An 18398-nucleotide genomic window follows, 5' to 3' on the forward strand; every position below is an offset into this window, starting at 1 on the left:
CGACGAAAAATGCTTGCCTTGAGGCAAGCATCCCGCAGCCGCGAGCACCACGGCAACCCGCGCCCGAACGCCGCCCGTTCGGGGGATCGCCCCCGTTCACCTCCTCGCGCAATGCCATCGAATCCTGCACGGAACAGTCGTCAAGTGTCCGGGAGGGGCCCTCGTCGGACCGGCCGGCCCGTGCGCCCGCGCACACTCCCGCGGCATGCGCGGAACGGGCCCGTGAGCGCGGTTCGCCGTCAGCCCCACATGCCACACTGCGGCCATGTCGCTCGCTGATCTCACTCTCCGCGCATGGCGGTCCTACGACCTGCCCACCGCTCGCCGCCTGGCCCGGGAGGCCGCCGCCCTCGTGGGCGGCCGGGTGACGCTCGTGGAGAGCACGGTGCACCTCGGCGCCCCGCTCCACCGCGTCCGGATCGAGTGGAACGGGCAGGAATTCGCCCTCATACCGGGCGGGTCGGTGTCCCTCGGCTTCGATCTCGACACCTGGCGGCCGACGCCGGCGCAGGCCGCCGACTACGCCGAGAGCCTGGAACAGGGCTACGGCCACGGAGCAGATCTGCGGAGCCACCTCGCGCGGGTGCTCAGTCCCCGCCGGACGGTTCGGGTGGCCACCCTGCTCATGGCCGTGGAGGATGAGGACCTGACGGAACCCCCTGCCCACATGCCGGCCGTTCTCGCGGCCCGCGGCCTGCGCATGCCGAGCCCCGACGAGTGGGAACACGCCTGTGGCGCCGGGGCCGACACCCTCTTCCGGTGGGGGAACGAAGCTCCCCTCGACCGCATCCCCTACGGGGACGACACCGGCCCACACAACCAACCGAGCGCCTTCGGGCTGCGCATCGCCTACGACACCTACCGCGCGGAGCTGACGAGCGACGTCGCCGACGTCCACGGGGGCGACGGCGGCGAGTCGGTGTGCGGCGGCTACGGTCGCATGCCGGCCTGGCTTCCCCTGGCCACCGCCAACCGGAACCCTTTCATGGCCGATTTCGTGTACGGGCCGGAAGGGGAAGACCTCTGCGAGGACTTCTCCACCCGGCCGGTCCTCGCGCTCTGAGCGGGGACCGGCGCAGGTCGACGTCGTCAGGGCGGACGGCTACGGGGCGGTGGCTGCCGCGGGGGCCTCGTCCAGCTCCCAGGCGTGGCGCTTGAACTCGCGCGCGAAGTCGGCGTGGTCCTCCCACTGGCGGGCGATGCCACGCAGCACGTCCCAGTGGTGCTCGACCGCCTGGTCGATGACGCGGCGTACCGTCGGGTCCGCCGCTTCCCGCTGTCCGATGAGGTTCTTGGCCACGGATGCCTCCAGTGCCGCGTTGCGCAGCGCGCGCAGGGCGCGGGAGGTGTCGTCCATGGCGAAGCCGTTGTCGCTGCCCGTCTCCGCGGCGAAGAGCGGGGTGAGCCGCGCCTCGATGAATGCGGTGATCCGCTCGAAGTGACGTACGTCCATCGGAGGCTCCATCTCGGTCGTCCTGGGTGTCGTGCCGCAGGTACGGCGTGAGCGGGAGCGCTCGCGCCGGTGATCACTATCCCGCAGCCCGGACCTCCCTCCTGACCTGGGGGGGGCCGCCCGGTGCGCGCCCGGCGGCGGGGCGGTCACGGGCAGGGGCGTGTCTTGCCGGGCCTCCCCCAGGTGGCGGGATTGTTCAGTCCCGGCGGTTGGTCGGGCAGCAGGCCGCAGGCCATCCATGTGGTCACGCTCTTGTCGAGGTGTGACTCGAGCACGTAGACGGCCTTGTTGGGGGGGTGCTTGTGGCGGCTGTCCAGGGAGAGGAGGCCGGAGGCACCCGAGAAGTTCTGCACTCCCGGATTGGAGAGCCGGGCGTACACGTCCGTCGGTTGGAACGGCGCGCTGCTGTTCTCGACCGTCTTGTACTGGGCGTAGACCGAGTTGATGACCTCCGAGGCGACGCGGAGGGCGTCGTAGGCACCGGCGGCGTTTCCTTCCGGGACCGATCCGTCCTTGAAGACGTTCCGGAAGCGGGAGGTGAACTCCGAGTAGGGGCTGTCGGCACTCTCCTTGCCGTTGGAGTTGTTGAACATCACGTAGTAGGGCCTCAGTACGGAATGCTTCCTGAGCATGTCCTCCGGGTCCTGGAGGTATTTGGCGGCCGTGCTCTCGGAGAGGACGGCGACCTGTTTGCCGTCGGCCTTGCGGCAGTCGGCGGTGCCCTGGAGCGCGTCGAAGAGTCCCGGCATCTCGCCCGAGCGGCCCGCGTAGACGATGAATCCGCCCGTGGCGCGGACCTCCGCGCAGATGTCGCGGGCCACTTCCGAGACGATCTGCCCGTTGCGGTGCTCGTAGTAGGGGACGGTCACCACGCTGCCGCCCGTGTAGAAGCGGGTGAACTTGGTCTGGAGGTCGGAACTGAAGAACTCGTCCTCGGGGTCGTAGACCACCACGGCCGTCCGTTTGCCGTCCTTGGCCGTCGCCAGCTCGCCGATCTGCTCGGAGTACGAGGCGAACTCGGCCATGACCTCGGCGATGCGGTCGTCCGAGGGCGACACCTGGAAGTAGTAGGCGGGGGCCCGTTCGTCCACCATCTTGCTGCCGGTGACCGAGTTGCCGATGACGGGGATGCCGGCGGCGGAGAGTTCCGCGACCGCCGCGAACGAGGCGGGCCGGCTCTGCGTGATGCCCACGACGGCCGCGATCTTGTCCCGGTCCTTCCTCTTGACGATCTCCTGCGCGATGTCCGGGCCCTGGGTGTTCTGCGATCCGTAGGCGAAGTACTTTCCGGAGTTGGCGATCAGCAGTCGGATCTGGACGACGTCGCCCTCGCGGCTGTTCACCTGGTTCTGGGCGGTGAGGGCGCCCCGCAGGCTCTGGATGCTCACCGGCGTCGAGTCGCCGGGCTCCGCCGTGAGCGGAGCGAAGAACACCACGGTGCGGTACGGGCGTCCGCTTCGCGCCGCGTCCTCGTTCTGCCGCGCGGCGACGGTCTCCAGGGACAGGAGCTCGTCGTCGCGTCCCGCGATGCCCAGGTGGCACTCGCTTCCGTCGGTGACACCGACGATCTCCCCCGAGCCCACCTGGTGGCAGGAGGGCGGCGACGGGGTCGTGTTCGTGAGCACGAAGAGTCCCGCGGCCACGAGGGCGAGCACCAGGACGGGGGCGGCCACGGCGCGTGCGTAGTCACCCCGACCGTTCGCCCGTACCTCCACCTTCGGGTTCGTCTCCAGCCAGCGGTCGGCCGGCCCGTCGTCGTCGCTCGCGGACAGCGGGACGAGGTGGACCGCCGACGCGGAGCGCCGGGTGTAGAGGGCGTGGACGCGGTCGGCGAGACCGGTGACGCTGCGGGGGTCGGCGGGTACCGTCTGCGCGTACGACGGCGCTCCGCCGGCCAGGGCTCCCAGCACCATGAGCGGCGCGGGCGGTTCGGTCCGGACGATGTCCGCGTAGGTGTCGAGCAGTTCGCGTACGGGCGTGCCCTCCTCGCCGACCTCCGGGAGGAGCAGGACGAAGGGCCAGCGCCGGCGGCTGCGGTAGATCCAGAGGCGGGAGGGCTTGGCGGCGCGGGACAGGTCGTTGAGCAGGGCCATGAGCAGCATGCGCTGGATCAGTGCGTGGTTGTGGCGCGAGGTGCCGGACCGGGTGATGGTCAGCGCCATCCGCAGGAAGTTCGCGCCCTTGGGTCTGCGGGAGCCGACCCAGCGCAGGGAACGGCGTCTGCTGAGCCACAGCCCGTAGAGGCGGCGGGGCAGTCCGACGACGAGGAGTTGGAAGAGGGAGAGCCAGATGTTCACCAGGAAGCTGCCGCCGGTGGCGCCGGCGACCCTGGCCAGGGTGCCCAGGAGCGGTCGTCTGGAGAGGAGTTGGGTGTAGAGCTCGTCGCGCAGCCGGCGTCGTTTGCCGGCCGCCGACCCGGCGCCGACGGAAACGTCCAGGACGGCGCGGCAGGTGTGGAAACGCGGAAGCCGGAGTTCCCCCGCGTCGTGGGGCATCGAGTTCTCCAACTGGTCGACGAAGGCGTCGAGCAGGGCGACGTGTTGCTCCGTCTCGGCGCCGGGCAGCTCGCCGAACGGTGTCTCGGGCGCGGTGGCGTCGCCGTCTTCGAGGAGTGCGTGCGGGACGAGGTCGACGGTGCGGTCCAGGTCCCGTTCGTACAGGCGGTCCCGGTAGCCCAGGATCACCGTGCGCGCCGTGGATTCCTGCACGGAGCCGGGGGCGCCGGGATCCCGTTTCAGCAGGACCACGGGTAACCGGCGGCTTTCGCCCCGGTCGGCGGCGAACGTGTCGAACTGCTCGATCAGGTACTCGATCCCCTGCGGAAGCGGCCGTTGCACACTGCTCCTCTGCGCGCGTCGAGGCGACAGGCGGCGTCGCCCGCCATCCTGCGGACACACCGCCGCGAGACAGAACGCGGCCAGGAGAGAACCTGCCCTGGCGATCGTGGCCGACCGCCCGCCCCCCGACGGCAGTGAGTTCCGCCACGTTAGCGGCGCGAGGCACTGTCCCGCCGGGAAACGCGTGGGTTGCCCGGGGGCCGGCGGGACGGGCCGGGGGCCTGCGGCCCCTGAGCGGACCCCGGCCCCGACCCGACGGTCTTGAACATGTTCAACGAACCCCGTAGGGTCACGGTTGTGAGTTGAACGCGTTCAAGCGCGAGGTGGCTCTGCGCGTGCGGCGCAATCGGAGGGGGTCCGCGATGACGGTGCTGGTGAATCTGATCGTCACCCTGGGCATGCTGGGAATCGTTCCCGCGGGGCTGCGCCTGATCGATCCGGTCGCACTGCGCGGCCTCGCCCGGCCGTGGCCGCTCCTCGCCGCCCCCGGGGCTCTCTGCCTGTGGCTCCCGCGCGGCGCCCTCGCCATGGTGCTCGCCGGACTCTACGCGTCCGCCACCCTGGCCCTCGCGGCGCGGGCCCCGGCCCGGTTGCTGCGGACCCGTTCCCTCGCCCCACCCGAGATCGCCGTGCTGACCGCGCTCGTCGCGCCCTCGGTGGCCGGGACGGCCCTGGTCGCCGAACGTGGCGGACACCGCCTCTTCGGCTTCGACCTCGACATCCTGGCGCTGACCGTTCCGCACTTCCACTTCGCCGGATTCGTCGCCGCCCTGGTCGCCGGGCTGGTGTGCCGGGCCGCTCCTCGCTCCGCCGGCGGCCTCTCGCGCGCGGCGGCGTACAGCGTCCCCGCGGGCACGCTCCTCGTGCTCCTCGGCTACTTCGTCGACGACTGGGCCGAGCTGGTGGGCGCCGTGGTCCTGACCGGCGGGATGTGGACGGTGGCCCTGCTGACCTGGCGGGAGATCCGTCCACGGGCCGGCGGACGCGTCACCGGCGCACTGCTGTCGACCTCGGCCGCCGTCCTGGTGGCCACCATGCTGCTCGCCCTGTGGTGGGCCCTCGGCGAGGCCACCGGCATCGCTCATCCCACCCTCACGTGGATGGCCGCCACCCACGGCCTCGGAAACGCCCTCGGATTCGCCCTCTGCTCGATGCTCGCCTGGCACCGGCTGGGCCCCGACCTGACGGAGAAGACCCCATGACCCGCCTCTTCAGCGCCGCCCGCGACACCGTCAACTACCCCGAGGCGGGCGCCACGGCCCGTCACCCGCTGCCCGCCGGGTACAACCACCTGGAGTACCGCGTCCGGATCGGGCACGGCCGGCCCGACCTGGCGACGGCCGGGGCTGCGGTCACCACCCTCCGGGCGCACCGCGCCTCGGGGATGCGCGTCGCCACGACGCAGGAGGGCCCCCTGCGTGCCGGCCGCCGGGTGGAGGTCGGCATCGGTATCGGACCGCTGCGCGTCACCGCTCCGTGTCAGGTGATCTGGACGGCGTACGAGCCCGACCGCATCGGTTTCGCGTACGGGACGCTGGAGGGGCACCCGGAGTGCGGCGAGGAGTCCTTCGTCGTGGACATGGACGCCGACGGCGCCGTGTGGTTCACCGTGACCGCCTTCAGCCGGCCCGGCTGCTGGTACACCCGCCTCGCGGGCCCGGCGGTACCGGTCCTGCAACGCGCCTACGCCCGACTGCTGGGGCACACGCTGCGCAAGCTGGTCCGGGCCGGCTGACGCCGGGGCGGTGAACTCCTCATTTGGTCGCCGCGGCTCCCGAGTCCGGGGACCGCTGAAGCCCCGACGCGTCGACCGCCTCGAAGTCCGATCCCTTGACGGCCTTGAGCGCGTCGAGGTCGGAGTTGCTCCAACCGGCGTTCTCCTCACCGGTGATGAACCAGGGCGAGCCGTTGTCCGCGACGATGGCGCCGTACGTCTTGAGCGCCTCGGCCACGGCCTTGGCCTGCGGGCCCATCTTCGAGGTGTCCACCGAGCTCTTCAGCCGCAGCCGCAACCCCATGGGCGGCAGTGACGTGTCCGCCGCGGCGCCCGCGTGGTGCCGCGCGGGCCAGACGTGGCTCTGGTCCGATCGCGGCACGGTGACACGGATCGCGTGGTCGATGTGCCCGGTGGCCGCCTCCTCCTGGCGCGCGAGGCCGGGGAGGATGGCGAGGCCCGCGGCGTCGGCGGACGTCCACCCGTCGGGTCGGAGCCTGTTGCTCGTCAGGTCGAAGACCGCTCCCCCGCCGGCGTGCCAGGCATTGGCGCCCTGCTGCTTCGCGTTCCAGAGTTCGTAGGACTTGCACAGGTCGCGGTCCCATACGACGACGTGACGGTCCCCGTCGCTCGCCGGGCCGTTCTCGATCTTGGCGTTCTCCGGGATCCGGTACCCGGACTTGTCGCTCTCGTCGGCGTAGTCCAGGGTCACCTTCGTCTCCGGCAGCTTCGTGTCCGTGACGGTGATGGGGATGCCGATGGGTTGGCCGTCGACGAGCCCCGACCCGAAGTCGGGGTGCAGGGGTTCGTCGGCGCCGATCGAGGACACGTACCGCGCGGAGTTCGGGTGCACGGGAAGCTTGTCCACGGGCGCACGCCAGAAGCTGTCCGGCAGGGAGGTCGCGCAGGTTCCGTCGGCGGCGGCCACGGCGCTCCCGGACATCACCGCGCTCCCTGCCAGCAGGCACGCGACGACGGTGGCGGCGGTGGCGATCGCGGGGATTCCGTCACGTGCGCGCCGGTCAGCCGTTCGTTTCGTCGTCATCGATCGTCCTAGGTGTTCGTGCGTGGGCGCACGCGGCCAACAGGCGCGGCCAGGAAGACGACATCCGGGGCAACCGGGGCTTTTCGGCTGCACTCGTCCATGGTACGGCCGGAGCGGAGCCCACGCGCCTTTCCGCTGCCCCCCGCCCCCAGGCACGGGGAACGCGGAAATCAGGTGAGACGCCGGGCCCCTTGCTGTTGGATGGCCGGAATGAGCAACTCCCATCACAATCCCTGGCACGAGCGGTGGTACCGGGAGGGCGGCGTACCCCTCCGCTACGTCCTGACAGAGGAGCGGGACCACGGGGAGGAGGAACGGGACCTCCCCTACGCCCACGGGTACACGATGTCGGCGAAGTGCGCCGAGGTGGAAGGGTTGTTCAGCGAACTGCCGCCTCCCGCCGTGCCCCGGGAGAAGCTGATGCTCTTCTCGTGCACGCCTTTGAACCGGCCCCGCGCCGCCGTCGACGGCGAGGGCGACGGCGACGGCCGGCTCGGTGACCTGCGGATCGAGGTGACCTACCAGGGCGAGAGGATGGACGGCTGGGCCTACGGCCTGTCCGACGCTCTCGTCGTGGGTCACCGGACCTGCCGGGAGGACCCCTCACGCGTCGACATCGCCGTGGAGGCGGCGGTCCACACGCCCGACTGGTCCTTCGGTACCCCGCCGGACGCATTGCGCGCGCAGTTCGGATTCGAGCTCTCCGGCGCCCTGGGCGATGACCCCCTCGGCTCCGGTCCTTTCGAGTCCGCTTCCTACGGCTCGTGTGTGGCGGCGCCGCAGCTCTTCGACTCCCGGAAGGCGCCGGAGCAGGCCCTGCTCCGGCTCCTCGGTGTCGATCCCGATGCGCCGCTCCTGGCCGGGGACGACCGCCCCACGCCGACGGACATCCTCGCGATCGACCGGACGGGCCGGGTGATGGCGAGCCGCCACGCCCGCCTGCGGGTCATCGGAGTGAAGCCTTCCGTCCTCGGCTCCGGCCTCCTGGACATCGAGGTCGCCGGACGGGTCGACGACAAGCCCCCGCCGGCCCTGGAGGCCGTGTGGACGCTCTGGCGTGAGGGGCGGCCCACCGAACCCCACCGGTGGACGCGCTTCCCGGAGGAGTCGTTGCGCGAATGGCTCTGGCTCACGCACAAGAGCGCGGGCCCCGACCGGCAGGGCGGCCGCCACCACTTCGACGGCAGGCTCGTGACCGGCCCGTCCGCTCTGTACTGCGCACTCGGGGAGGCCGTCAACGGCCCCGGAGGCTACTACGGCAGGTGCTGGAACTCGCTGTTCGACTGCCTGTCCGGCGGGTACGGCGCCATCCCGCCCTTCACCCTGGTGTGGCACCACTTCTCGGCGTCGCGCGACGCCTTGGCGGGGCACGGGTCGGTGGCCGGCGTGTCGTACGCCGAGGAGGTCGTCGATCGCCTGCGGGCCTTCGGCGTGAGCGTCGAACTCCGCCAGGCCCTGTCGGTTTCGCCCACGACGACGGCACGGGCCCCCTCGCCGTGAGGGAGCCCGTGCCTGTGGTGCCACCGGCGGTTCCCGCTTCCGCCGTCAGGTGCGCGTGATGATCAATCCGTCACGTCCGGCCAGATGTTGAAATCCGTGTCGTCGACGACGTCCTCACCCAGACCGAGCCCCGCGCCGAGCGCCAGGTAGCGCTCGTAGCGGGCCTCACTGATCGGTACGAAGTATCCCTTCACGGCACGGAGCAACAACCGGAACCCGAGGTCCGCGTCGACGTCCGCGACCCGGTACAGGGCCGGTACGACACCGGGGAGCGGACTGTAGCAATGGTGGGCGGTGGCCTGCTCCAGGGCGGGTCCGACCGACCTGATCTCGGCGCGTACCGCCTCCTTCAGCGCTTCGTCCGCCGCCGTCGCGGCGGCGTCGGGCGTGAAGGAGGGGTCGGCGCGCCGGATCCTGTCGGTGCAGATGTCCGCGATCCGGCGCAGCCACACCCGGCCGTCGATTTCGAGCCGCTCCAGGTCGAAGGCCCGGAACGTCCCCGCCAGCCACAGGACCTCGATGTCCCGACTGGACAGTGGTGAGTCCAGGAGCACGAGACAGTCCCGCAGCAGCTGATGGGCGAACGCTCCGTCGAACCGGTCGGCCACGCTCGTGACGACGTCCAGGCCGGCGGTCTCGCTGTTGACCGCGGGATAGCGGATCCACTTGATCAGTCCGCTGAGCCCGATGTCGACACCGAGGTGTCGGTGTGGCTGCGCCATGGTTCGTTCTCCTACTTCGGATAGGCGGTGTAGACCACGAAGTTGTTCGGAACTCCCTGGGTCGGGTCGCCGGGGTGGGAGTTGCCCTTCCCGCGCACCGCCTTGATGTTGATGACCACCTTGTTGCCGGCGTCAACCGGTGTCTGGGAACCCTGGCGCCAGACCTTGCCGAGTGATCCCTCGCCCCGCAGTTCCCACTCGATGGGGAAAAGGTCGTAGCGGGGATCGAAGATCTCGTTCGCCGGCTTCTTCCGTTGATCGGTGATCCACTTCGAGAGCTTCTGCCCGTTCTTCGGGCTGCGTGCCAGCCACTGGGTGAAGGCCTCGTTGACGCAGCGGGCCGCCGTGTCCGCATCGTTCCACGCCGTCGCGATGCCGTCCCGCTCGGCCTTGGCCAACGCCTGCTCGCGGTTGAGGATGTGTTCGCGCACGGTGTGGGCACCGTTCGTACCTTCGTCGGCAAGGATGTTCAGGCAGTTGTGGACGAGAACGTCCTGGGCCCGATCGCCCGAGGTGCGCACGAAGAAGGTGTGCAGGCCCTCGACGGTGAGGTCGTAGACCATGCTCGGCTCCAGGCCGGAACGGTCACGCAGGGCCGTCACCGCCTGGACGCTGCCCTCGGGGGTGCGCAGGCGGTCACCGACGCGGAGTTCCGAGACCTTCTTCCAGCCGCTGCCGATCACGTGGAACTTGTGACCCGCCGTGCTGGCCAGCTGCCCGCCGTCGGCGACGGTGATGTCGAACAGACGCTCGGTTTCGTGCCGGAAGGTGGCGGTCACCTTCTGCGTCCGCGACTGCCCCGAGTCGGGGTCGGTGGCCTTCACCAGGTCCCCGACCTTCACCAGGCTGATGGGCCTGTGTGAGCCGTCCGCCATCAGCACCTGGGTGTGCCCCGGGAAGCTGTTGCGGGCGCAGGCGGTGAAGGCGTCCTCGTAGAGGTTCACCTGCTGCGAGATCTTCGCGAGGGTCGCGGGGTCGATGTCCAGGACCTTCAGCGCCTTGAACGCATCGGCGACGCCGATGCCGGTCTTCATCGCGGCGTCCAGGGCGCGGATCGCGTCGAAGACCTTCGTGAACGCCTTGCCCGGGATGAAGTTGCTCAGTGCCCAGGCGCAGCCGCTCGCGCTGCCGTGGTAGCAGTCGACGAAGTCCTGGACCAGGACGGCCCGGATGAGCTTGTAGGTGAGGGTCTGCTCGATCAGCTCCAGCTTGGAGAAGTAGCGGGTGACGTCCTTCTTCAGACCCGGGATGCGCTTGCTCTCGATGAGCACGGTGTCGTCCTGCGGGCAACCGTTGGCGTCGGCGGGGACGTCCGGGTTGGTGCAGAGGAAGAAGTCGACCGTCGCGCTGAAGGTGACCGAGAAGGTGACGGTGCACCCCTGGAAGCCCGGGGTGATCTCGCAGGGTTCGTGCTGCTTGGCCTCGGTGATCTCGATGCTGTCTTCGTCGACGACGTACCACGTGCCGCCGATACCGGTTCCCGCGCCGGTGGAGACCTGCTTGTTCGCGGCGTTGCGCGCCGCTTCCTCGGCCGCCTTCTGGGCGTCCTGTGCGTACTTCAGCGCGTCCTTGGCGGCTTGTTCGGCCTCGGTGGCGGCGGTGGCGGCGCGGTCGGCGGCCGCGCGGGCGTCCTTGGCCGACTGCTCGGCCGCGGCTGCGGCGTCGCGTGCGGCCTGGGCGTCCTGGGCTGCCTGGTCGGCGGAGGCGCGGGCGTCCTTGGCGTAGCCCTCGGCGCGGTCCGCGGCCTTGTCGGCGGCGTCGGCGTCCTCGGTGGCCTTCTGGTCGTACTCGATGGTGCGGGCCAACGACGCCGACGCCTTGGCGGCCGCCGACGCGGCGTCGGCCGCGTAGCCGAGTGCCTCCTTGGAGTAGGTGCGGGCGTTCGCCGCGTGGGCCGCGGCGTTGGCCGCGTACTGGTAGGCGATCTTCGCGTCGCCGCTCGCCTGGTCGGCGATGTTCTTGGCCGCGGCCGCCTCGGTCTGCGCGTTCTTTGCGTGGGCGTCCGCGACGGCCTTCTGCTGCTCGGCGATCGTCTTGGACGCCTGCCCGGTCAGCACGACCAGGCCGGCGGCCGAGTCCGTGGTGACGTAGGGCGAACCGAGCTGGATCGCGTCGTTCGCCGGTTTGGCGACCTGCTCCGCCGCGTTGCCGGCGTCGACCGCGGCCAGCGCGGTGACATGGGCGAACCCCGCGGCCTTGGCCGCGGCGGCCAGTGCCTTGCCGGCCTCCTTGTACGCCTCGTCCGCCTGCGTCTTGGCGGTCTTGGCCAGCTTCTCCGCCTCGTCCGCCAGCGCGACGGCGGTCTTGGCCTCCGCGAAAGCGTGCTCGGAGGCCTTGATGGCTTCGGCGACGGCGCTGGTCGCGGTCGCGACGGCGGCGTCGGCCTTCAGCTTGGCCGCTTGGGCGGCGTCCGCGTTCGCACGGGAGCGCTTGGCGGCCGCCTCGGCGCGGGTGGCCGCGGCGTCGGCCTCGGCCGCCGCGTCGGTGGCGGCGTTCGCCGCGGTACGGGCGCGGCCGGCCGCCGCTTCGGCGTCGTTGGCGTGCGCGTTGGCCGCGTCCGCCGCCGCCCTGGACTCCTGGGCGAAGTCGTCGGACTCGTGGGCCTGCGCGAACGCCTCCTTCGCGTCCGCCTTGGCGCGGGCGGCGTCGGCCCTCTGCGCGGCGTCCCACGCGTCGTCCCGCAGATCACGGGCCTTGTCGCGGGCCGTGACCGCGCCGTTCTTCTTCTCGACCGCGGTGGCTTCGGCGGCCTCGGCCTTCTCCTTGGCGTCCTTGGCGTTCGCCGCCTCGGCCTGGGCGGTCTGCTTGTACTGGTTCGCCTCGGCCTGCTTGGCGGCGGCGGCGTCCTTCTCCGCCTTGGCCGTCTTCTCCTCGGCCTCGGCCGCCAGCCGCTTGGCGTGCGCGTCGGCGGCGGCCGCCTTGGCGTCGCCCTCGGCCTTCAGCGCGACGACGAGCTTGGCCTCGGCGGTCTCCTTGTCCTTCTTCGCGTTGTCCCGGTGGACCTTGGCCGCGTCGGCCGCGGCCTTCGCCTGCAACTCGGCGGTGTGTGCCGCCTCCTTGCGGAACTCCGCCTTCGACTGCGCGGCCTGGGCCAGCGCGCGCTGCGTGATGGTCTCGCTGTCGCCCGCGGCGGACCTCGTCGCGGCCTCGGCGGTCTCACCGGCCTTCACCATCGCGTCCAGTGCGGCGGCGGCCCCCTTGGTGACCTGCGCCTTCTGCAGACCCACCAGCAGACCGCGACCGCGAGGGGCGCCGTTCTTGTCCGCGATGGCGTAGGCGGCCTGTACGGCGGCGTCGGAGTTGGCGGCGGCGGTCTTCGCCGCCGCGGCCTGCGCCTTGAGGACGGCGAGCTGGGCCTTGGCGCCCGTCTGGGCGTCCGTGATGCCCTTCTTCGCCTGGTCGAAGTGGGCCTTGGGCTGCACCTCGCCGGTGTGGCCGGACGGCTTGATGGTGACCTGCTGCGGGCCGGTCGCGTTGCAGGTGGCGAGCAGTGCGTCCTTGCCGAGGTCGTACGTCGGGAAGTTCAGGCACTTGCCCGAGGCGACGTGCTTCAGCGCCGTGGTGGCACGGGGGCTGTACGCCCAGGTCTGCGCCGGGGAGCTGTTGCACGTGGCGATCTGGATCTTCGAGCCGTTCGCGGCCACTTCCAGGCACTTGAAGGACTTGACGTTGCGAAGGTGCAGACCGTGGTCGTCACCCTCCATCCGCCAGCCCTGCTGGGCCCCGCCGTTGCAGGTGTAGACCTGGACGGCCGTGCCGTCGGTCGTCGCGCCGCCCTGGACGTCCAGGCACTTGCCCTTCGCCCCGTTCAGCTCGACCGTGGACGCGGCGTCCCCGGTCCAGCCGATTCCGCCCGCGGACCAGTGGTCCTGCCAGCGGGTGAGGTGGTCGGCGACCCACGAGTGGCCCAGCATCCGGCCCAGCGCATCGGCGCCGGCGGTGAGCGCCTTGGTGGCGTCCTTGCCGGCGTTCACGACCTGGTCGCGCTGCGTGGCCTGGGAGGCGATCTCCTGCTGCCACTCGGCGCCGGCCGTCGACGAGACCCCGGCGAGGACCTTGTTCGGGTCCATGGCGTCACGCCAGGCGCAGGTCGAGTAGCGGGACTTCATGTCCTCGACCGCGATGCGGAACTCCGCGGTGCCGGGAACGGGGGCGGTGCGGGGGAACCCGCCGGAGGAGAGGAAGAGCCGGGCGTTGTCCGCGCCCGTGGGCTCCAGCGACCAGTCGGTCAGGTGCTCGTACGCGCCGTTCTCCGCGCGCTGACGCTCCCACTCGGGCAGTTGCGGATCGGGGTCCATGCCGTACAGCGGGGCGCCCAGGTCGGTGACCGCCTTGCGCGACTTCTCGTCGGCCTTCGGGGTGGGGTCCTCGTAGAAGTCGCTCTCGTTCGCCCAGAACCGGTCCGCGATCCACTGGGTCAGGCCGGTCTGGGTCTGGAAGTCCTCGCCCTCGCGGGTGCCGGGCGGCCAGTGGAAGGTCGCGTCGTTGATGCCGGCCGGCGTCGTCAGTCCGGCGAGCGGCTTCTTCCAACCGTCGCGCAGGGCGTTGATGTCCGCCAGTTGCTTGTCGGCGGTGGCGCGGTCCTTCGCGTACGCCTGGGAGAGCGGCGTGTCCTGCCAGTGCTTGCGGTCCGCCAGGGCGTGGAGCGCGTCCGCCGGCCGGCCGAGCCCGTCCTGGGCCGTGGCGGCCATGGCCGGCCCACCCAGCCGCAGGACGTCCGCCATCAGGCACTGGTCCTGACGCAGTTGCTCCGCGGCGGTGTCCTCGTACCAGTCGTAGTCATCGCCCGCCGGCGCCATGCGCTGCCCGAGGCCCGGCAGGCCGGGCTGGACGGCCACGCCGCCGAGGACGGCGAGGGCGGCGACAGAGGTGACGGCAGAGGTGAACACCGCGGATTTTTGTGATCTTCGGCTGAACAGCCGTGGTCGCAGGCGCAAGGGAGGTTCCTTCGTGGCGAACGAGGGCAGGCGGGGATGGCCGCCCCGAGAGGTGAGGAGAGCGTTGCGCGCCGGGTCAGCCGGCCGAGCCGCCGCGGGGAAGGGGGCGGTCAACGGCGAAGACGGAATCGGCCTTCGCGGTGAACCGGTATGGCGACATGACGATGCACCCCTCCCCGTGGCGGCACAGTCCCCCCGACCGCCGGACAACGTGTGCGCGTCACGCCGGGCTGGTCAAAGCCCCCATCGTGCGCGCGGCGCTCACCATAGCCACAGATCAATACGGCACGGCAAGGGCCGTCTTCGGGTTCTCGGACCTCGACCGGAAACCCACTTGCGCGGCTTCTCGCGTCCCCGCATATGCATATGCCGTGCTCATGCCAGGCATTACATGTGTGAGCCACGTAAAGAGCGAGTGCGCTCGTGGGTGATTTCCGGCCGGAATCTGGCTCGATCCAGACCCTGGAATGCTCCTCCAGCGCAGCGCTCCCATCGAGGCCACATCGGGGTACGGCCGAACGGATCGCCCGGCGACGTCGGAAGGCGTGCGGACAGCGGAGGCGGGCAGGTGATCCGTATCCGCCTACGGGGGACGGACCCCGGGAGTGGCGGCGAGCGACGGAGGAGACACGGTGCCGAACCATGCGACGAGGGAACACCTGGAGGCACTGCGTGCGGAGCTCCGGACCACGGGAGCCGCCCTCCCCGGCCGGGAGCGCGAGCACTTGGAGGCGCTGCTGGACCGGCTGGAGGCGGACGAGGATCCGGGCATGACGGAGTCCTTGCACCTGGCCGCCGAACGGTTCGAGGTGAAGCACCCCTCGCTGGCCGCGACCTTGCGCACCATCGGCGTCAATCTGGCCAACATCGGCATCTGAGCCATCTGAGCGTCCACCCCCACCGACACCGCCCCGGGCCCCGGCCCGGGGCGGTCGTCGCCTCGGAGCGGGGCTGATCGAGCGGGCGCTCGGTCGTCCTCGGTTGTGCTCGGCTGTGCTCGATCTGCTCAGTACGTCAGCGCGTCCTTCATCGAGTCGAGCCAGTAGGTGACGGCTGCGGCGTCGTCCTTGTACGTGTCCGCCGGGAGGGTCACCTTGACCGGGGCGCCGACCGAACCGGAACCGCTATGGGCGGCGAAGTGGAGGCTGAGTCGCTCGGGCTTGTAGCCGTGGGCCGCCTCACCGGTCCCGCTGCTGAGGGTCACGCCGGCGTACGCGGATCCCCCCGGGGCGAGGGTCACGACGGCCTGCGGCTTGCTGTCGTCGACGATCTGCGTCGCGGCCTGTTCGTCGTCGAAGCGCAGCAGCGGCGCCAGGTGGACATCACAGGCGCGCTTACCGATGTTGGTGACGGTGAGCAGCATGTGGTTGACGGGACGTTCCACCCTGGTGGCCACGATCTTCGTGGAACTGGCCGCGCAGGCCGGGAAACCGGCCTCGGCGCCGCCCTTGCCCCCGCTCGCCTTGCTGTTGCCGTCCCCGACGCCGCCCTTGGCGGCCGCGGGGGCGCCCCCGGCGGGGGTGTGGCCGGCGGGCTGCGCGTTGCCGCTGTCGGTGGTGCCGCCCGAAGGCTGCGCGGCGGAGGCCGCGCCGGCGGGAGACGGCTCCTTGGTCAGTGCGTCGTTGCCCTGACAGGCGGTCAGGGTCGTGACTGCGAGCAGCGCGGCGGTGCAGGCTGTCAGGGCGGTGCGACGGGTACGGATGGTGCGCATGCGGTCGTCCTTCTGGTGTGGGATGTGACGCGGGCTCAGTGACGGCCCAGGAGCGCGGTCAGGATCGAAATGCAGGCGATGAGTACGGCGACGGCGACCACGTCGGTCGCGCCGAAACGTCTTGGCATGGCGGCTCCGGTGTCGGTGGCGCTGTCCCAAGGTTGCGGGGCTGTGCCGATCATGTGCCAGACACACGGGACAATGGGGGACGTTGGGACGTCGGATGGCCTGTGAGCTGGGCTGATGACCCGTCCCTGGAACGCCTGGTTGGAACGACGGATTGAGCGGGGGACCCGAGTGACCACGGGATCGGACGGCCTGGCCGCCCTGTTGAGCGGGCTCAAGAAGCGTTCGGGGCTCAGCTACGGGGCGCTCGCCGGGCGGCTGCACGTGAGTACGTCGACGGTGCACCGCTACTGCAACGGAGACGCCGTTCCCCCCGAGTTCGGGACGATCGAACGGTTCGCCAAGCAGTGCGGAGCGACCCGCGACGAGCTGGTGGAGGCACACCGCCGCTGGATCATCGCCGACGACGCGCGGCGGCGTCCCCGGCCGGCGGCCCCCGAACCGGCCGGACGGCCCACGCCCACGACCGGTTCGGCGGGCCTCACGAAGGCGGAGGCCACGACGTCGGAGGGTACGAGAGCGGGAGCCACGAGAGCGGAGACCACGAAGGCGGAAGGCACCGGCGCGGAGGCCGCCCCGAACACGGCACCCGACGACGCGGCCGGCGCCGACGGGCCGCACTCCCCCGCGCCCGCGGCCGAGCAGCCCCCGAAGGGCGAAGAGTTGCCGCCGCCGACGCAGGAAGCGGAATCCGGACAAGACCCGGATCCGGAACCCGACACGACACCGACCGCCGGCGGCGCGGTCACCCCCGGCACGCGCCGGCCCCGCCGCGGTGGCGACGCCTGGCGGTCCGCAGCCGGTTCCGCGGCGCGGCGCCGTGGCGTGCGAGTCGCCCTCGCGGCCGGTACCGCCGCCCTGCTCGCCGTGCCGACCGCGTACGCCGTGACCCGCTACGCCGCGGACGAGCCGACTCCCTCGGCGCCCTCCGCGCCCGTGGCGCCCTCGTCGAACCGGACCACGCCGGCGCCCCCCGGGCCCGGACCGAGTGCTTCCGCCTCGGCCACCCCGGCAGCGAGCGGTTCCGCCACCGCGGCCGGCAGCGCCTCCCCCGGCGCCGGGGCGAGCTCGCCCGCGCCCGGCCGGGAGGGGGCGGGCGCGCCCGCGGTGAAACCGCCCTCCGGTGACGGCGCGGCCGTGCACCCACCGAGCGTCGGGGTCAGCTCGTACAACTGGGAATCGCCCTGCGGGGAGAACTACCTGCTCGATCAGCCGGAGGGTCAGGTTCCGCCGCCCAGCGCCCCGCAGGACACCCGGGGTTGGGCCCGGGCACTCGGGGCCGTGGACGCCGGGTCGATGCGGCTCCAGCTCACCGCGAAGGGCCGCACGGACGAGGCGGTGGTCATCACCGGGATCGACGTGCGCGTGGTGGAGCGCGGCGCGCCACTGGCGTGGCGGGCCTTCTCCATGGGCGACGGCTGCGGCAGCGGCATCACCCCGCAGACCTTCGACATCGACCTGGACGACGCCCGGCCCGTGACCAGGGCGAAGGACGGCCAGGACGGTGGATCGACCGTGCCCGCCAAGGGTTTCCCGTTCAAGGTCTCGGCGCACGACCCGCAGGTGTTCAACCTCGATGTCCACACCGAGGGACATCTGGTGAGCTGGTACCTGGAGGTCGGGTGGAGCAGCGGCGACCGGCGCGGCACGGTGCGCGTGGACGACGCCGGTCGGCCCTTCCGCACGAGCGCGCTGGAGGGCCGACCGAGGTACGGCTGGTGGCCGGACCGGGGCGAGTGGGTCGTCTACTGAACGAGCGGGTCGCGTGGTGGTCCCCCTCGCGCCGCGTCGAACTCCTCGCGCGGGCGCCGGCGGACGTGGCGGGCCCGGGTTCAGGGGCGCCGCGGGTCGGTGCCGGTCCGGCGGCGGCGCAGGACTTCCAGGAGCGCTCCCAGGGCGAAGGACTGGATGAGGACGGAGAGGACGATGCCCCCGAAGAAGAACCAGTCGGGCATCGCGGTCCCGCCCCAGACGGCTTCTCCGAGCGTGCCCACGACGAAGAACGTGGGCAGGGCGAGGAAGGCGGGCCATACCCAGATGAATCCGGGGTCGTCGGCGAACAGGGTCACGGCCGTGGCCATGGCGACGAGGCAGGCGATCAGACCGAGGTAGATCGCCGACGCACGATTGGCGACGGTCAGGCGCATGAAGGTTCGGGCGTTCACGATGGACCCCCTGGCAGGTGGTTTCTCTTTCCCCGCCCATGTTTCGGGAGGGACCGGGGGCCTGTCGTGAGTACGCGTACCCATCTCGGGGTCGGCACGTGATCACGGTCCGGTCGGGCCATCGGGCAGGCCCGCCCGCACCGGGTCGTCGGGGCCCGCCCGCCTGACCGGGTCATCAGGGGCCGCCC

At 71.5% G+C, this 18398-nt stretch carries 13 protein-coding genes; 6 read left to right on the forward strand and 7 right to left on the reverse strand.

Annotated features, from left to right (window positions below; genetic code table 11):
• Positions 1 to 265 precede the first annotated feature (265 nt).
• On the forward strand, positions 266 to 1063 hold the full coding sequence (locus tag ACIRO3_RS05385; RefSeq protein ID WP_404132697.1) for a hypothetical protein: 798 nt from the start codon (positions 266 to 268) through the stop codon (positions 1061 to 1063).
• A 39-nt stretch (positions 1064 to 1102) separates the two neighbouring features.
• On the opposite strand, the gene ACIRO3_RS05390 is transcribed toward ACIRO3_RS05385, so the two are convergent.
• Together ACIRO3_RS05390 and ACIRO3_RS05395 are read right to left on the reverse strand one after the other, a co-directional pair.
• Positions 1103 to 1453, reverse strand: a complete 351-nt coding sequence (locus ACIRO3_RS05390; protein ID WP_361974826.1) for a hypothetical protein — start codon at positions 1451 to 1453, stop codon at positions 1103 to 1105.
• Between the two features lie 146 nt (positions 1454 to 1599).
• Entirely contained in the window at positions 1600 to 4290 is a 2691-nt protein-coding gene (locus tag ACIRO3_RS05395; RefSeq protein WP_404132700.1) for a hypothetical protein, read from the reverse strand.
• A gap of 362 nt (positions 4291 to 4652) precedes the next feature.
• Between ACIRO3_RS05395 and ACIRO3_RS05400 the strand changes: the two genes are divergently transcribed.
• A complete protein-coding gene (locus ACIRO3_RS05400) occupies positions 4653 to 5492 on the forward strand; it encodes a YndJ family protein (protein WP_404132703.1) in 840 nt (279 codons plus the stop codon).
• On the forward strand, positions 5489 to 6025 hold the full coding sequence (locus ACIRO3_RS05405; RefSeq protein ID WP_404132706.1) for a DUF1990 family protein: 537 nt from the start codon (positions 5489 to 5491) through the stop codon (positions 6023 to 6025). The genes ACIRO3_RS05400 and ACIRO3_RS05405 overlap by 4 nt, the downstream gene beginning before the upstream one ends.
• A gap of 19 nt (positions 6026 to 6044) precedes the next feature.
• Here the strand turns inward: ACIRO3_RS05405 and ACIRO3_RS05410 are convergent, their stop codons facing one another.
• Positions 6045 to 7049 carry a hypothetical protein gene (locus ACIRO3_RS05410; protein WP_404132709.1) on the reverse strand — a complete coding sequence of 335 codons (1005 nt, stop codon included), beginning with the start codon at positions 7047 to 7049 and terminating at the stop codon, positions 6045 to 6047.
• A 210-nt stretch (positions 7050 to 7259) separates the two neighbouring features.
• On the opposite strand from ACIRO3_RS05410, the gene ACIRO3_RS05415 reads away from it, so the two are divergent.
• Complete coding sequence (locus tag ACIRO3_RS05415; protein ID WP_404132711.1) at positions 7260 to 8549, forward strand: barstar family protein; 1290 nt, start codon at positions 7260 to 7262, stop codon at positions 8547 to 8549.
• Between the two features lie 62 nt (positions 8550 to 8611).
• On the opposite strand, the gene ACIRO3_RS05420 is transcribed toward ACIRO3_RS05415, so the two are convergent.
• Positions 8612 to 9271, reverse strand: a complete 660-nt coding sequence (locus ACIRO3_RS05420; RefSeq protein ID WP_404132713.1) for a hypothetical protein — start codon at positions 9269 to 9271, stop codon at positions 8612 to 8614.
• A gap of 11 nt (positions 9272 to 9282) precedes the next feature.
• A complete protein-coding gene (locus tag ACIRO3_RS05425) occupies positions 9283 to 14070 on the reverse strand; it encodes a ricin-type beta-trefoil lectin domain protein (RefSeq protein ID WP_404134073.1) in 4788 nt (1595 codons plus the stop codon).
• A 770-nt stretch (positions 14071 to 14840) separates the two neighbouring features.
• Between ACIRO3_RS05425 and ACIRO3_RS05430 the strand changes: the two genes are divergently transcribed.
• Complete coding sequence (locus ACIRO3_RS05430; RefSeq protein WP_404132716.1) at positions 14841 to 15086, forward strand: DUF4404 family protein; 246 nt, start codon at positions 14841 to 14843, stop codon at positions 15084 to 15086.
• A 128-nt stretch (positions 15087 to 15214) separates the two neighbouring features.
• Here ACIRO3_RS05430 and ACIRO3_RS05435 read toward each other — a convergent pair whose 3' ends face one another.
• The gene (locus ACIRO3_RS05435) at positions 15215 to 15919 is read right to left on the reverse strand and encodes a DUF4232 domain-containing protein (RefSeq protein ID WP_404132719.1); all 705 of its coding nucleotides are present in this window, start codon (positions 15917 to 15919) and stop codon (positions 15215 to 15217) included.
• A 243-nt stretch (positions 15920 to 16162) separates the two neighbouring features.
• Between ACIRO3_RS05435 and ACIRO3_RS05440 the strand changes: the two genes are divergently transcribed.
• The gene (locus ACIRO3_RS05440; RefSeq protein WP_404132722.1) at positions 16163 to 17797 is read left to right on the forward strand and encodes a helix-turn-helix domain-containing protein; all 1635 of its coding nucleotides are present in this window, start codon (positions 16163 to 16165) and stop codon (positions 17795 to 17797) included.
• An 80-nt stretch (positions 17798 to 17877) separates the two neighbouring features.
• Here ACIRO3_RS05440 and ACIRO3_RS05445 read toward each other — a convergent pair whose 3' ends face one another.
• The gene (locus ACIRO3_RS05445; protein ID WP_361782420.1) at positions 17878 to 18210 is read right to left on the reverse strand and encodes an SCO4225 family membrane protein; all 333 of its coding nucleotides are present in this window, start codon (positions 18208 to 18210) and stop codon (positions 17878 to 17880) included.
• Positions 18211 to 18398: the final 188 nt, after the last annotated feature.

Source organism: Streptomyces sp. NPDC102278, from assembly GCF_044766345.1.
In the GTDB taxonomy this organism is placed as follows: domain Bacteria; phylum Actinomycetota; class Actinomycetes; order Streptomycetales; family Streptomycetaceae; genus Streptomyces.

Excerpts from the sequence above, each read along its gene's own strand:
- ACIRO3_RS05385 (WP_404132697.1), top strand. The coding sequence starts at position 266 with ATGTCGCTCGCTGATCTCACTCTCCGCGCATGGCGGTCCTACGACCTG.
- ACIRO3_RS05390 (WP_361974826.1), bottom strand. The coding sequence starts at position 1,453 with ATGGACGTACGTCACTTCGAGCGGATCACCGCATTCATCGAGGCGCGG.
- ACIRO3_RS05400 (WP_404132703.1), top strand. The coding sequence starts at position 4,653 with ATGACGGTGCTGGTGAATCTGATCGTCACCCTGGGCATGCTGGGAATC.
- ACIRO3_RS05405 (WP_404132706.1), top strand. The coding sequence starts at position 5,489 with ATGACCCGCCTCTTCAGCGCCGCCCGCGACACCGTCAACTACCCCGAG.
- ACIRO3_RS05410 (WP_404132709.1), bottom strand. The coding sequence starts at position 7,049 with ATGACGACGAAACGAACGGCTGACCGGCGCGCACGTGACGGAATCCCC.
- ACIRO3_RS05415 (WP_404132711.1), top strand. The coding sequence starts at position 7,260 with ATGAGCAACTCCCATCACAATCCCTGGCACGAGCGGTGGTACCGGGAG.
- ACIRO3_RS05420 (WP_404132713.1), bottom strand. The coding sequence starts at position 9,271 with ATGGCGCAGCCACACCGACACCTCGGTGTCGACATCGGGCTCAGCGGA.
- ACIRO3_RS05425 (WP_404134073.1), bottom strand. The coding sequence starts at position 14,070 with ATGGCGCCGGCGGGCGATGACTACGACTGGTACGAGGACACCGCCGCG.
- ACIRO3_RS05435 (WP_404132719.1), bottom strand. The coding sequence starts at position 15,919 with ATGCGCACCATCCGTACCCGTCGCACCGCCCTGACAGCCTGCACCGCC.
- ACIRO3_RS05440 (WP_404132722.1), top strand. The coding sequence starts at position 16,163 with ATGACCCGTCCCTGGAACGCCTGGTTGGAACGACGGATTGAGCGGGGG.